Raw genomic sequence first — 13861 nt, 5'->3', positions numbered from 1 at the left:
CTAGCGACGAGCGTATAATTCGTTCGCCGTATGGTACTTAAGCCAAAGTTTAGCGCAAGGCTAGCCCTTCAAGGCTGCGGTTTGGTCGCACTTAGTCGCACGTGGCGCGGCCGTAAATCGGGCCGCGGGTGGCCAGACTTCACAAACTTTTGAGCTGAAGCCCGGAGCCCTAGCGGAGCTGGAAGCGCACCGGTACGGTCAGCTCGACGCCGGTCTGGGCGAAGATGCCCGGGGGCGCCGGCACCGGCGAGGCCTTCTCGATCAGTTCCATGACGGCGTTATCCAGAGCCGGGTAACCAGAGGATTTGCTGATCTCCGCCATCATCACCCGGCCCGCCCCATCGATCTTGAAGTGGAGATTGACCACGCCGGTCTGGCGCTTGCTGCGGGCGGCGGCCGGATAGGATTTGTGCTTCTCCAGATAGGCGAGCAGCTTAGTCTGCCACTTCACGGGAAGGTTGGCGACCTCCATGCTGGTCTCGGTCTGGTTGGGCGCCATGGCCACTTCCGCGATCTCTTCCTGGACCTCGGGCTGGTCGGCCAGGGTTGCTTCCGAGGCAACGCTCGCAGCGGAGGGCTTCACCATCTTGGCGCTTTCGGGCGCTGCGGAAGACGCGGTCGCTTCCGGCACCACGACGTCGGGGTTCTCCGCCTCGACAACGTCGGGAATGGTCGGATCAATGGCCTTCACCTCGTCGGCCTGGGACTGGCTCTCCACCAGGGAGGCGACCTTTTGCTCGGCGTCCTCGGCGAATTCCTTGGAGTCGTTGAGCACGACCTCCTCGCCGGAGCCTTCGGCCTCGACCAGCTCCTTCAGATTCTCTTCGGGCGCGTCCTTGGCATCCGAAGCCTGGCTGGCTGCGCGCTCCTCCATCTGAGGACCGAGGGCGACGTCCTTCTTCTCAAGCCTCGGAGCAGCCGGAGCCGGCGCGTATTCCACCATGACGGCGGCGGGCGGCGCGCCCACGGGCTCGGGCTGATTCCGCAGGGCGATGGCGGCAACGGCGGCCGCGCCATAGAAAGTGAGCACGGCCACGGCCGCGCCAATCCAGAGCGCCCTGTCGCGCCAGCTATAGGTGGTGATCTCCACCCCGCACAGCGCGTGGCAGGCGTAGCAGCATTCCGGCGTGACTGGTTCGTTGGTCTCGGTCATCGCGCTTGAATGGTCTCCACGGGCACGTCGTCAGGGGTCGGCAGGCGGCCAGAGGCCGCGGTCGCGGCGCCATCGTTTGAGACCGTCTCCAGGCCGACCAGGGCGAATTTCAGATATCCGGATTCCCTCAGCAGGTTCATGACCGCCATCAGGTCCCCGTAATCGACGACCTTGTCGGCGCGCAGGAAGATGCGGGTGTCCTGATTGCCCTTGGTCTGGGCATCGAGCACCTCTTTCAGGGCCTCACGCGGTACCACGGCCTCGCCCACGGCGACGGATAGATCTCGCTTCACGGTGACATAGAGGGGATCGCCCGGGCGTTCCTGAGGCTTCGCGGTGGAGGCCGGCAGATCGACCTTCACGTCCACGGTGGCGAGGGGTGCGGCGACCATGAAGATGATGAGGAGCACGAGCATGACGTCGATGAAGGGCGTCACGTTGATCTCGTGGTTCTCCTCCAGCTCATCGTTCTCGCTGCTGTTCAGGCTTCCTGCCATGACGGCGTATCCTCAAATCCTATTCCGCAGCGGCGCGCGGCTTGCGGCTCTGGGGCGCGATGGCCCGCAGGTCGAGCTCGCGGCTGACGAGACGTTCCACGCCCGCCGAGGCGTCGGCCAGAAGCTGGCGATAGCCCGTGATGGACCGGGCGAAGACGTTGTAGATGACCACCGCGGGGATGGCGGCGACGAGGCCGAGGGCGGTGGCGAGCAGCGCCTCGGCGATGCCCGGCGCAACCACGGCGAGATTGGTGGTCTGCGCTTCGGAGATGCCGATGAACGAATTCATGATGCCCCAGACCGTGCCGAACAGGCCGACGAACGGGGAGGTTGAGCCGATGGTGGCGAGGATGCCGGTGCCCGCAGTCAGGCGCCGCCCGGCAGCGGCCTCGAGGCGCGACAGGCGGGAGGCGAGACGCTCCTTCACGCCCTCGCCCTTGGCGTTATCGACGAGGAAGGCCGAGGCCTTCATCTCCTCTTCGGCCGCCCTGACCAGCATGGCGGGGGCGCCGCGGCGGGGGCCCAGCTTGGCGATGGCGTCGTCGAGATTGGCGGAGCTTGCGATCACCTTCAGGGCGTAGCGGGCGCGCCGCTTGGCGCCGGCGATCTCGATGGATTTGGCAACCAGGACCGTCCAGGTGATGAAGGAGGCGATGGCCAGACCAATCATCACGCTCTTCACGACCCAGTCGGCGCCCATGAACATGCCCCAGGGCGAAAGATCGTGGGGCAACAGAGCTTCCTGGGCCTCGCCCCCCTCTTCGGTTGCGGCCGGCTCGGCCTGAGCCGGCGTCGGCGACTGGGCGTCGATGGGCTGCATCTGGATGGACGGCGCCTGTCCCGCGGGAGCTTGACCTTCAGGGGCTTGGGCGGACGGCGATTGAGCGGGTGCTGCCGCTTCAGGCTGGCTGGATCCTGCGGCTTCCGGCGTCTCGCTGCCCGACATGCCAGGCGCGGACTGCACGGATTTGTTCTGGTCGGAGGCGCCGCCGGTCGCGGGCGGGGTCTCCGTTACGGGTGCGGTCTCGGCGGCGGGCGCCTGGTCAGAGGTTTGGGCGAGCGCGGCAGGCGCAACAAAAAGCGCCAAAGCGAACGCCGCTGCGGGCAGAAGGGACCACCCCTGCTCTCGGCACAGCTGCTGACGGGTCCCCATACATGGCCTCCAAAAAGTCTCGAACGAAAATGAGCGCGGTCCCCAGGAGGGTTTCTTCAAGCGCAGAAAAGACGGCGCCCGAAAGCCGCCGTCTTAAAAGTTGACTTTTAGATACAAGAATTCAAACCGCTATCGCAAGCGAGAGTTCGCCACGAGGCTTCAGAAATCGTCCGTGGGGCGACGATTATCGCTCAGAACCGCCGGAATCAGCGGGGAACGGCGGGATCTTCGGCCGGACCTTGGGGCTCTGGTGCGACATTTTGTTCTTGCTTGGGCAAGAGCCGCGACAGGAGTCGGCCCAGCAAGTGCTGAAGATCGTCCATCACCGTATAAACCGCAGGCACGTAGACCAGGCTCAGGGCGGTGGAGCTGACCAGACCGCCGATCACGGCAATGGCCATGGGGGCGCGCATCTCCGAATCCGCCCCGATGCCGAGCGCGATGGGCAGCATTCCGGCGCCCATGGCGACAGTGGTCATGATGATTGGCCGCGCGCGCTTGCTGGCGGCGTCGAGAAGGGCTTCCTCGCGCGGCATGTTCCGCTCCCGCTGGGCGAGGATGGCGTACTCCACCAGCAGGATGGAGTTCTTCGCCGCGATGCCCATGAGCATCAGGATGCCGATGAGGACGGAGATCGCGAGCGAGCTACCCGTGAGCAGCAGCAGCCCCATGGCGCCGCCGATGGCGAGCGGCAGGGCTGTGAGGATGGTGACCGGCTGCATGAAGCCGCCGAACAGCAGCACCATGACGAAATAGAGCAGGACGATGCCGGACAGGATGGCGACCTTGAAGCCGTCGAACAGCTCCTCCATGCGCTCGATATCGCCGGCCGGGACCCGCCGGACGCCATCGGGCAGGTTCTGGATGGCAGGCAGCTCGCGCACCAGTTCATCGCCTTCGCCGATGGTGAGCCCGACGAGCTCCGCCTCGATGGTGGCGCTGCGGTTGCGGTCGACGCGGTCGATCTGGTTCGGGCCGGAACCCAGGGCGATATCGGCGACCGAGCTCAGCGGGACGGAGCCGGTGCCGGCGGGCACCTGGAGGGTTTCGATGCGGGCGAGGTCGGAGCGGGCATCCTCCTGAAGCATCACCCGGATATTGATCTGCCGGTCGGTCAGATTGAATTTCGGCAGGTTCTGCTCGTTATCGCCCAGGGTCGCCACGTCGGCGGTGCGGGCGATGGCCCTGGTGGTGACGCCGAGCGCCGCCGCCTTCTCGGGCTTCGGCGTGATGATCAACTCGGGCCGGGCGAGCGCCGCGGTCGAGGCGACATTCTGGAAGCCGTCGATATTTCGCATCTGGCGGGAGACGGACCCGACAGCCTCGTCGAGGGCTTCGGAGTTGTCGCTCACCAGACGCACCTCGATCTTGGCGCCGGAGCGGCCGTCTGCGCCGAAGCGCAGGCGCGCGCCGGGGATCTCTGCAAGCTTCGGTCCCATCTCGGCTTCGAACTCCTGCTGGCTCAGCTCGCGCTCGCCGCGGGGCTTCAGGTTCACCGTCACAGTGGCCTTGCGCACCTCGCTGGAGGTGCTCGAAGTCATGCCCCGCCCCGAATGCTCGCTGCCGAGGGCCGAATAGACGGAGGTCACCTCGGGGCGCTTCTGGAGCATCGCCGCGGCGGTGCGGGTGACGGCGTCGGTCTCGGCCAAGGACGCGCCGGGCGCCAGCTCGACGGAGAGAACCGAACGGCCACGGTCGGCGGCGGGCAGGAAGTCGGTGGGCAGCAACCCGGCCAGCACCATGGAGCCGATGAAGAAGGCGATGCCGGCGGCGATAGTGATCCAGCGGTGATGCAGAGTGGCGCGCAGCAGCCTCAGATAGGGCGAAATCCAGCGTGGCTGATCTTCGTGCTTGCCGCCGGCCTTCATGAGATAGGCGCTCATGAGCGGGGTCAGCAGCCGCGCCACGACGAGAGAGAAGAAGACCGAGCAGCAGACGGCGATGGCGAAGGCCTTGAAGAACTGCCCCGGGATGCCCGGCATGAAGGCCACTGGCATGAAGACGGCGATGATGGAGAAGGTGGTGGCGACCACCGCCAGGCCGATCTCGTCCGCGGCCTCGATGGCCGAATCGTAGGCGCTCTTCCCGCTGGTACGCATGTGGCGGACGATGTTCTCGATCTCCACGATGGCGTCGTCCACCAGGATGCCGACCACCAGCGCGATGCCCAGCAGGGTGATGTTGTTGAGGGACTGGTTAAAGGCGTACATCACCGCAAATGTCGGCAGCAGCGACAGCGGCAGGGCGACCGAGGAGATCAGGGTGGCGCGGATGTCGCGCAGGAAGAACCAGACGACGATCACGGCCAGAATAGCGCCCAGCCAAAGGGCCTCGATGGCGGCGTGATAGCCCTCCAGAACCCAATCGGTGGACGAGGTAATTTCCTTAAGGCTGACCTCGGGATTGTCGGCTTCGAACGTCGCGAGCGTCTCGCGCACCTCCTCGGCGACATCCACCTCGCTCGATCCGACGGAGCGATAGATGCTGAAGGCAATCACTTCTTCCTGACCCAGCCGCGCGCGCTGACGGGGCTCGGCCCAGCCGCTCTCGACCTTCGCGATATCGGACAGCCGGACACTGCGCCCGTCATCGAGGGGAATGCGCTTGGCGGCCAGGTCCTCGACACTATCGGCGCTGCCGACGGTCCGGATGGTCTGCTCGCTGTCGCCGAAGGTGGTGCGCCCGCCCGGCTCGTTGACGTTCTCCTGGTCCAGGGTCTGGGAGATCTCCGCCGCGGTGATGCCTAAGGACATGAGGCGGTCGGGATCGAGATGGATGCGAATCTCGCGGTCCACGCCGCCGGAGCGGGTGATCTTGGAAACGCCTTGCACGGTGAGCACGGCCTTGGCGATATCGTTGTCGATGAACCAGGAGAGCTCATCGGGCGCCATGTGCGGGCTGTCGGCAACATAGGTCAGGATCGGCTGACCCGTGGCCTCAACCCGCTGGATGATCGGCTCGAGGATATCCGTGGGCAGGTTGGAGCGGATGGACGAAATGGCATTCCGCACATCCTGGGTGGCGCGGTCGATATCGGTGCCCATGACGAACTCGACGCTGGTGGTCGAGACGCCTTCGTTCACGGTGGAGCGGATATGCTCAACATTGGTGAGGCCGGAGACCGAGTCCTCCACCAGGCGCGTGACCTGGCTCTCCATCTCGGTCGGCGCGGCCCCCTGGCGGGTGATGGTCGCGGTGACCGTGGGGATCTCGATATCGGGCGAATTGTTGATGCGCAGCTGTTCGAAGCTCAGGGCGCCGAACAGGGTGAGGCATAAGAAGAGGACGATCGTCGGGATCGGCCTGCGGATTGCCCAGGCGGAAATCTGGTTCACGGCGCGGCGACCTCGGGCTCTTCTGCCGCGGCGAGCTTCGCCCGGACCCTATCGCCATCATTGAGCAGGCCGGCGCCGTTCACGACGATGCGCTGGCCGAGCTTCAGGCCCTCGGCGATCTCGACCGCATCGCCCGATTGCTTGGCGATGGTGACGGGTGTGAAGGCAACGCGGCCATCCTCGGCCACGACGAACGCGCCGGCCTTGCCTTCGCGCCAGACCAGAGCCTTCTGGGGCACGGCGATGGCAACTTCCGCACCGGTTTCGATTTCGACCCGGGCGAACATGCCCATCTTCAGGGGCGTGCCGGGGGGCAGCGCGACATAGGCGGTGCCGAGGCGAGTATCTTCGTCGACACGCTCGGCTACGAGGCGAACCTCGGCTTTGTAGCGGCCGCCGGAGGGGCCGATGACGGTAACAGTCTGGCCGGGCTGCACCTTGGCGAGATCGGCCTCGGCAATGCGCGCGGCAACCTCGAGCCGGCCGTCGCGGATCAGGCGGAACAGCTCCGCCCCGCCCTGCACCACCTGGCCGAGGGTGATGGTCCGCTCGGCGACGATGGCATCGGTGGGGCTAACGATCTCGGTCTGGGCGAGCTGTGCCTGAAGGTGGTCAAGCTGGGCGTTGGCCGCGTCGAGCTTGGCGGCGCGGGTCTTCACCAGGGTGGCCCGCTCTTCCGTAGCCTGCTCGGTGAGCACGCCCTTGCTGACGCGGTTGGCGCGGTCAAGATCGGAGCGCGCATTGGCAAGTGCCGCCTCGGCCTCGGCGATGGCCGCTTCCTGCTGGGCAATCTGCGCCTTCAGGAGCGCATCGTTCAGCTTGGCGAGACGCTGGCCTTTCCGGACCCGGTCGCCCTCGTCCACATCCACGGCGACGACGGCAAGTCCGCTTGTCTCCGCTCCGATCGGCATCTCGCGCCAGGCGGAGACCGTGCCAGTCGCGGTGACGCGGTGATCGACGCTGCGCCGGGCGACGGGGGTGACGAGCACGCTCAAGCCTGCGACCGCGCCTTCGGGCGCCACGGAGGCATCCGCCTCTTGTGCCTGGGCGGTATCTTGGGCCCAAGCGTGGCTGGTGGCGGCGAAGAGCACGCCGAACAGAATGACGAAAAGGGCCAGCACGATGGAATAGGCTCGGGTCATCTCAAGGTCCCTCAGACCGTCTTTCGACTGCAACCGATCAAAAAATTTCATCAGAAGTCTTGGAGGAGAGGATGGGGGATGGCTGCCATGCAGGGCATTTTCGCCATCCCCTCACCGTTGCCTCTCATCTTCGCCGGCCCGTTTTATCGGGCCTGGCTTACTTTCCTGCTCTGGCCGAGGCCTAGAGTTCGTCCCGCTCCTCAGGGGCGGTTTCCGTGTCAGCATTATCGCCGGCATCTTCGTCGGGCGCGGTCATGGTCTCTTCATCGTCGGACGGAGCCATCTGCTCCTCCTCGTCGGAGTCCATGGCACCGCCCATCATGCCGCCGCGATCCTTGTCGCCGTAGCGCTCCTGATGCTTCCACTTGTGGCCGTGGCCGCGCATCTCGCCGGGACCACGATCGCCGCGGTCGCCCCAGCGACCTTCACCCCACTGACCGCCGCCCCAGCGGGAGTGCATGCGGTCGAGGAGGTTCTCCTCATAGGTCCTGGCGCGTTCGATCTGGTCCGGCGTCAGGGTCTCGCGAAGCTTGGCCACCGCATCCTTCAGGTCTTGCGCGGCTTTTGCCTTTTCCAGGGACTTGTCGGCGAATTTCTCCGCCATCCAGAAAGGCTCACGCTCTTCCGGCATGTCAGCCATGGGACCGCGATGGGGCGGCTTCGGCATCATGGCCTGGAGCGCATCGGTGAAGTCGCGCCAAGTATCGAGCTGCTCGGCACGGATGCCGATGGCGGTCTCCATGACGGAGAGCTCACGTGCCAGACGGTTCGGGTCAGGACGGAAATGGGGGCCGCGCATCCCATCTCGCATGCCGGGCTTCATGCCATGCATTTTGCCCTTCATCTTGTCCTGCATTTTGCCATGCATCTTCTGATGCATGTTCTTGTGCATCTTGCAGCCCGGACCTTTGCCGTCCTTACCGGGTTTCTGGTCGCTCATCGCGTGGGGGCCGCGATCGCCACCCATCTTGTCTTGGGCATAAACGATGCCGCCTGCCGCAGACGCGGCCAGCAGGGCCGCCAGTCCGAGGGCAAGGGATTTGAAACGGGTCATGTGGACCTCCTTGGGTCGTTTCGATGCCTGAAAGGTAGGCCTAAACCTTTGCAACAGTAGGTCTTGTTGTGTCCAAGGATGTCCGCACGAAGGAATTTTGTTTCAAAGTGTTTCCCAGACCGGGTTTCTCAATGCTCGCTTACAAAATTCCCCTCGCTGTGCCACCGGGCCGTGGCTAGAAGAGGGTGAGCCGGGCTGGATCGCGAACGCATTAGAACAGGTCACGTATGCAAGCTTCCCCGCAAATTCTGGTGGTCGACGACGACCCCGAAATCCGCAAGCTGCTCGCCCGCTATATCGAGAGCCAGGGCTTTCGCGTGCTGCTCGCCGCCACGCGACGGGAGCTGGAAGAAGCCCTGACCACCCACGGTGTCGATTTGATGGTGCTTGATGTGATGCTGCCTGACGGTTCGGGGCTCGATATCTGCCGGGACCTGCGGGCCCGCCGCTCCAACGTGCCGATCATCCTGCTCACCGCTCTAAAGGAAGATGTCGACCGCATTATCGGGCTGGAGATCGGCGCCGACGACTATATGGGCAAGCCCTTCAACCCGCGTGAGCTGGTGGCGCGCATCCGTGCCGTCTTGCGGCGTCGCGCGGAGCTCCCTGCACCGGCTGAAGCCACCACCTATGCCTTCGAAGGCTTCGTGGCCGAACCGGCCACCCGGCGTGTGATCGACCCTGAAGGCGAGGAGATCGATCTCACCGGCGCCGAATACGATCTTCTGCAGGTCTTTCTGGAGCGACCCGGGCGGGTGCTGTCGCGAGACAGCCTGCTCGACCTCACCCGCGGCCGGGAAGGCGACGTGATGGATCGCTCCATCGACGTGCTGATGAGCCGGCTCCGCCGGAAGCTCGGGGAGAAGAATTCCAAGCCGCTGTTCAAGACCGTGCGCAACGGCGGCTATCAACTCGCGGCCCGGGTCGAGAGCAAGGACGCCGCCTCGTGAATACCTTGCGTGTCCGCATCGCGATCCTGCTGATCGCCGTGATCGTCGGCGTCGTGGGATCAACCACCGCGATCTCGATGTTCGTGTTCGGGCCGCCGGGGCCGAAGACCACCATCGAGCCCATCGCGGAGGACATCATCGTGATGGCCAAGCTCGCAGCCGCCAATCCCGATGCGGCCGCGGGTGTCGTGAACTATTCGAAGACGCCGGCCCCCGGGCAATACGACACCGACATGACCAACTGGCTCCAGAGCACCCTGGAGAAGAAAGGCTCGGACCTTGGCGTGCGGGTCACACGGGAAAGCCGCGCCGAGCCTTTCATGGTGTCGATCCAGGCCGGCGACCAGGGCTACCTGCTGATCCCCATGCCCCATCTGCCGCGTCCCGGCGTGGGCTGGCGGATCTTCTCCAAGTGGATGCTCTATCTCACGGCAGCGGCGGCGGCGATCGCCATCTTCGTGTCCTACCGAATGACGCGGCCTCTGGTGATGCTGGAGAATGCCGTGGCGGCGGTGGAGCCGGAGGCTATCCTGCCGAGGCTGCCCGAGAAGGGACCGGCGGAGGTGCGGGCCACGGCGCAAGCGCTGAACCGCCTCTCGGCGCGCCTGCGAACGGCGGTGGAAAGCCGAATGCGGCTCGTCGCGGCGGCCGGCCACGATCTACGCACGCCCATGACGCGGATGCGGCTCCGGGCCGAGTTTCTCGATCTCGACGATGACGAGCGCGCACTCTGGCTGAAGGATCTGGACGAGTTGGACCGGATCGCCGACAGCGCCATCCTGCTGGTGCGCGAGGAGGTCGATCAGCCGGCGCCGGAGAGGATCCGGCTAGACGATCTTTTGAAAGAAATAGCCGGAGAGCTGCGCACCCAAGGCCGGTCCGTGGCGCTGGGCGCCCTACCGCCGCTGACGGTGAGCGGCAGCACGCTGGCCCTGTCCCGGGCGCTGCGCAACCTGATCATCAATGCCGCGACCCATGGGGGCGGTGCCTCCATCGCCCTGATCGAGGACGATGGCGAGGCGATCGTGCGCATCGACGATAACGGGCCGGGCATTCCCGACGATCTTCTGGCGCAGATCTTCGAGCCGTTCTTCCGGGTCGATCCGGCCCGCCGGCAGAACATCGCCGGTGCCGGGCTCGGGCTCACTATCGCTAAGGAGATCTTGCAGCGGGCGGGCGGCGACGTGACCATCGAGAACAAGACGTCCAAGGGGTTGCGCCAGACGATCCGCCTACCGCTGGCGAGCGAAGCGTAGACCTCAACCTTCCGCAGCCAAGGGTAGGATCAGGTGAACGGCAAGGCCAGGTGCGTTGCTCTCCAGCCTGACGGTACCGCCCCAGGCTTCCGCGATATCGCCGACGATGGCGAGGCCGAGACCGGCCCCGCCGCCTGTCTCGTCCAGCCGGCCGCCCCTGCGCAGCACCGCATCGAATTGATCCTCCGGGATGCCGGGCCCGTCGTCGGAGACCGTGAGATGGGCTGCGCCGTCTTCCGCCCGAGCGGAGATCACCACCGTGCTTTTGGCATGGCGGGCCGCATTCTCCAGCAGATTACCAAGTGCCTCGGCGAGATCCTGGGCGTCGATCCGGGCGGCAAGGCCCTCGGGCACATCCGCCGACCAAGTCAGCCCTGCCCCGCGCGGCGTCCGCTCCACGACCCGCAGAACGGTTGCCACCACCTTCGCAATCTCGGCGCGAGCCCCTATCTGGGGCGCGAGCCGCGCCTGGGCGAGCTGACGCTCCACATGACGCTGCATGGCGTCTGCAAGAAGCTCGATGTTGTCGGCGGCATCCTTGTCGCCCTTCTCCCGCAAGCTGCGGGCTTCGCCTGAGAGGACCTGAAGCGACGTCTTGAGGCCGTGGGCGAGATCGGCGGCGCGGCGGCGGGCGGTCTCCACCTGATCGGCGCGGGCGGCAAGCAAGCTGTCGATCTCGGTGGCGAGCGGCTGCACCTCGTCGGGGAGGGCCGAGCCAAGACGATCTTCGCGGCCAGACCGGATCCTGGCGAGGCGCTCCCGCATGGTCCTCAGCGGACGCAGGCCGATAGTGACCTGGGCAAAAGCGGCAGCCCCCAGCAGCACGCCGATCAGCAGGAGCGACGGCACGAGGATGCCGGCGAAACGGCGCGTCGCCGATTGCAGCTCCGTGGCGTCGAGGGCCACCACCGCCTCCACGGTGCCGCCGCCCAGCCTTTGGGGCAGCACGACGCTACGCTGCAAGCCATGAAGATCGGTGTCGCCCGGCCCCTCAAGACTGACTTGCTTCACTCCACCGTCTCCGGCGGTCTTGCGAAATGTCAGCGTGAAATCCCAAAGCGAGCGGGAACGGTAGGTGGGGCCGTCGGGCACGACCTTGACCTCCCAGTAGAGTCCGGAGAGCGGCTCACGGAAGCGGCTGTCGCCTGGCGGCGTGACGACCGCGATGCCGCCGTCGGGTCCGCGCCCCAAACCGGCAATGAGCTGGTCGAGATGGACGTTCAGCTCGTTGTCAGCGGAGCTTGCGACGTGGCGCTCGAACAGGAGGATGAGGAGTGCCGCCGCGATCAGCACCGCGACGAGGCTGGAGATGCCACCTGCGAGAAGCAGGCGCCAGCGCAGTGAGCCGCGGCTCATGATGCCTTGTCCGGCACAGCCTCCGGACCGTCCGCGATGCAATAACCAAAACCGCGGCGGGTTTCGATGGCGCCCGCCCCGAGCTTCTTGCGCAGCCGCGTAATCACCGCCTCGAGTGCGTTCGCATCGCGGGCATCGTCGTCGCCATAGAGATGCTCGATCAGCTCCGTCGGCGGAACGACCCTGCCCTTCTGGTGCATCAGATAGCTCATGAGCCGGTATTCCAGGGGCGACAAGGAGACCGGGACGCCGCGATTGGAAAGCCGCATCTGCACGGTGTCTAGGGTGAGATTGCCGGCCTCAATCAGGGCTGCGCCATGGCCTGAGGCACGGCGGACAAGCGCCCGGATGCGCGCCACCAGCTCTTCCATGCGGAAGGGCTTGGTCAGGTAGTCGTCGGCCCCGGCATCGATCCCCTCCACCCGCTCCGGCCAGGCGCCCCGGGCGGTGAGAATCAGGACCGGCGTCTGCTTGCCGCCTGCCCGCCAGCGCTTCAGCACCGCGAGGCCGTCCATTTTGGGCAGGCCGAGATCGAGGATGATGGCATCGAACGCGCCCGTGTCGCCGCGAAACCAGGCGTCCTCGCCATCCGCCGACAGCTCTGACGAGAACCCGGCCGCGGAGAGCGCCTTTTCGATATCGGCGGCGATGCGTGCATCGTCCTCGACGATGAGGATATGCATCAGTCCTCGTCCTCCAGGTCGAGGATCTCGGCGGTGTTCGCGTCGACCTCGACCTCCAGCAGACGGCCCTGCCCGGTCAGGATCTTGAACTCGTAGACATAGATGCCGTCCTCGCGGTCCAGCTCGACCTCGATGATCTCGCCGGGGATCTCCTCGCTGACCTTCTCGGCGATCTCGGCAAGCGGGGCCACGAGGCCCTGCTCTACCGCGCGCCGAGCGAACTCGTGATCGTCGTCATCGTCGCCATGGACGATTCCCGGCACCACAAGCAGGCTCGCAAGGAGGAGGAAAACCGCCGGCTTCGCTATGGATCGGAGTGCATATTCCATGGCGCTCAACCTGCCCGGAAGAAGCTGACAAAACCCTGACAAGACCGGTCAGCACCGTATCAGCGGGGGTGCTCCAGTCTCGCACACATCGAACGGGCCAAAACCCGACATCACGAGAGAAGGAGCAAACAATGCGTAAGACAGCAATCACCCTCGCCGTTCTCGGTGCCTTCGCCATGTCGACCTCTGTTATGGCGACGCCTGCCATGGCCGATCCCGTCAACCGGCTGAACGTGCCGGCCGACAAGTGGATGTCGCCTGCGGAGCTGAAGTCGAACCTGAAGGACCAGGGCTACGACGTCCGGGAGATCGAGACCGATGACGGCGCCTACGAGGTCGAGATGACCGACAAGGACGGCACTCGCATCGAGGCCTACGTTCATCCCGAGACGGGAGAGATCCTGAAGAACTACGACGACTAGTCTATCGTCCTGGAGTGCGGGCCGGTGCACGCCGGCCCGCTTTCTTCTGCTCGTGCCCCGCTAGTTCGCGGCGAGCAGCTCTGACAGGCGCCAATCGGCGGATTCGATATCGATCACCCGCAAGGGGCCGCCACCCTCCATGGGCCGCAGCAGATAGGTGAGCTGCCGCTCGGTGCCAAAATTCTTGAAATGCACCTGCACAAAGGTGGTGCCGCGTAGCTCGGGCATCTCCGGATCGAGCGCCACCCGCACATCGGTCACGTCATAGTCCTGGGCGTCGTAGACAGGATCGAAGTCGAGATCCGTAGCGTCGAGCTGACCGGCGACGAAGGGATCGAAATAGCGGATCGAAACGCGGGGCACCTTGACCAGGGGCATGTCCTCTTCTGCCAGCAGCTTCGCTTGGGCCTCGTAGAGCCCTTGCACCAGCGCGACCGCCTCCGGCTCGTCGGCGGCGGAGGCAGGGCTGCAGAGCAGAACCAGCAGGCATAGGGCCACACAGGTTCCGGAAAGTCTGGACAATACGCGCAT

13 protein-coding genes are annotated in these 13861 nt (G+C 65.5%); 3 read left to right on the top strand and 10 right to left on the bottom strand.

Annotated features, from left to right (window positions below; all coding sequences use genetic code 11):
- Positions 1-169: 169 nt before the first annotated feature.
- From ACFQ2F_RS14440 to ACFQ2F_RS14415, 6 genes are all read right to left on the bottom strand, one after another.
- A complete protein-coding gene (locus ACFQ2F_RS14440) occupies positions 170-1153 on the bottom strand; it encodes an energy transducer TonB (RefSeq protein ID WP_379091245.1) in 984 nt (327 codons plus the stop codon).
- Entirely contained in the window at positions 1150-1650 is a 501-nt protein-coding gene (gene exbD / locus ACFQ2F_RS14435) for a TonB system transport protein ExbD (RefSeq protein WP_379091243.1), read from the bottom strand. Before exbD ends, ACFQ2F_RS14440 begins: the two co-directional genes overlap by 4 nt.
- 19 nt (positions 1651-1669) lie before the next feature.
- Positions 1670-2596 carry a tonB-system energizer ExbB gene (gene exbB, locus ACFQ2F_RS14430; RefSeq protein ID WP_379091583.1) on the bottom strand — a complete coding sequence of 309 codons (927 nt, stop codon included), beginning with the start codon at positions 2594-2596 and terminating at the stop codon, positions 1670-1672.
- Positions 2597-3009: 413 nt separating this feature from the next.
- Positions 3010-6138, bottom strand: coding sequence for an efflux RND transporter permease subunit (locus ACFQ2F_RS14425; RefSeq protein WP_379091241.1), 3129 nt, complete (start codon positions 6136-6138; stop codon positions 3010-3012).
- Positions 6135-7280, bottom strand: a complete 1146-nt coding sequence (locus tag ACFQ2F_RS14420; protein WP_379091239.1) for an efflux RND transporter periplasmic adaptor subunit — start codon at positions 7278-7280, stop codon at positions 6135-6137. The genes ACFQ2F_RS14425 and ACFQ2F_RS14420 overlap by 4 nt, the downstream gene beginning before the upstream one ends.
- Positions 7281-7461: 181 nt before the next feature.
- Positions 7462-8334, bottom strand: a complete 873-nt coding sequence (locus ACFQ2F_RS14415; protein ID WP_379091237.1) for a hypothetical protein — start codon at positions 8332-8334, stop codon at positions 7462-7464.
- 227 nt (positions 8335-8561) lie between these two features.
- On the opposite strand from ACFQ2F_RS14415, the gene ACFQ2F_RS14410 reads away from it, so the two are divergent.
- Together ACFQ2F_RS14410 and ACFQ2F_RS14405 are read left to right on the top strand one after the other, a co-directional pair.
- Entirely contained in the window at positions 8562-9284 is a 723-nt protein-coding gene (locus tag ACFQ2F_RS14410; RefSeq protein ID WP_379091235.1) for a response regulator, read from the top strand.
- Positions 9281-10540: a sensor histidine kinase gene (locus ACFQ2F_RS14405; protein ID WP_379091233.1), complete on the top strand. Its 1260-nt coding sequence runs from the start codon at positions 9281-9283 to the stop codon at positions 10538-10540. The genes ACFQ2F_RS14410 and ACFQ2F_RS14405 overlap by 4 nt, the downstream gene beginning before the upstream one ends.
- A gap of 3 nt (positions 10541-10543) precedes the next feature.
- On the opposite strand, the gene ACFQ2F_RS14400 is transcribed toward ACFQ2F_RS14405, so the two are convergent.
- From ACFQ2F_RS14400 to ACFQ2F_RS14390, 3 genes are read right to left on the bottom strand one after another with little or no spacing between them, the layout of a single operon-like run.
- Positions 10544-11896 carry a sensor histidine kinase gene (locus ACFQ2F_RS14400; RefSeq protein WP_379091231.1) on the bottom strand — a complete coding sequence of 451 codons (1353 nt, stop codon included), beginning with the start codon at positions 11894-11896 and terminating at the stop codon, positions 10544-10546.
- Complete coding sequence (locus ACFQ2F_RS14395) at positions 11893-12579, bottom strand: response regulator transcription factor (protein ID WP_379091229.1); 687 nt, start codon at positions 12577-12579, stop codon at positions 11893-11895. The genes ACFQ2F_RS14400 and ACFQ2F_RS14395 overlap by 4 nt, the downstream gene beginning before the upstream one ends.
- Entirely contained in the window at positions 12579-12908 is a 330-nt protein-coding gene (locus tag ACFQ2F_RS14390; protein WP_379091227.1) for a PepSY domain-containing protein, read from the bottom strand. The genes ACFQ2F_RS14395 and ACFQ2F_RS14390 overlap by 1 nt, the downstream gene beginning before the upstream one ends.
- Positions 12909-13039: 131 nt before the next feature.
- Between ACFQ2F_RS14390 and ACFQ2F_RS14385 the strand changes: the two genes are divergently transcribed.
- A complete protein-coding gene (locus ACFQ2F_RS14385; RefSeq protein WP_379091225.1) occupies positions 13040-13330 on the top strand; it encodes a PepSY domain-containing protein in 291 nt (96 codons plus the stop codon).
- Positions 13331-13390: 60 nt separating this feature from the next.
- On the opposite strand, the gene ACFQ2F_RS14380 is transcribed toward ACFQ2F_RS14385, so the two are convergent.
- Positions 13391-13861 carry a hypothetical protein gene (locus ACFQ2F_RS14380; protein WP_379091223.1) on the bottom strand — a complete coding sequence of 157 codons (471 nt, stop codon included), beginning with the start codon at positions 13859-13861 and terminating at the stop codon, positions 13391-13393.

Origin of the sequence: Methyloligella solikamskensis, assembly GCF_042676065.1 — a bacterium.
In the GTDB taxonomy this organism is placed as follows: Bacteria; Pseudomonadota; Alphaproteobacteria; order Rhizobiales; family Methyloligellaceae; genus Methyloligella; species Methyloligella solikamskensis.
This window is presented reverse-complemented; position numbering and strand designations above follow the sequence as displayed.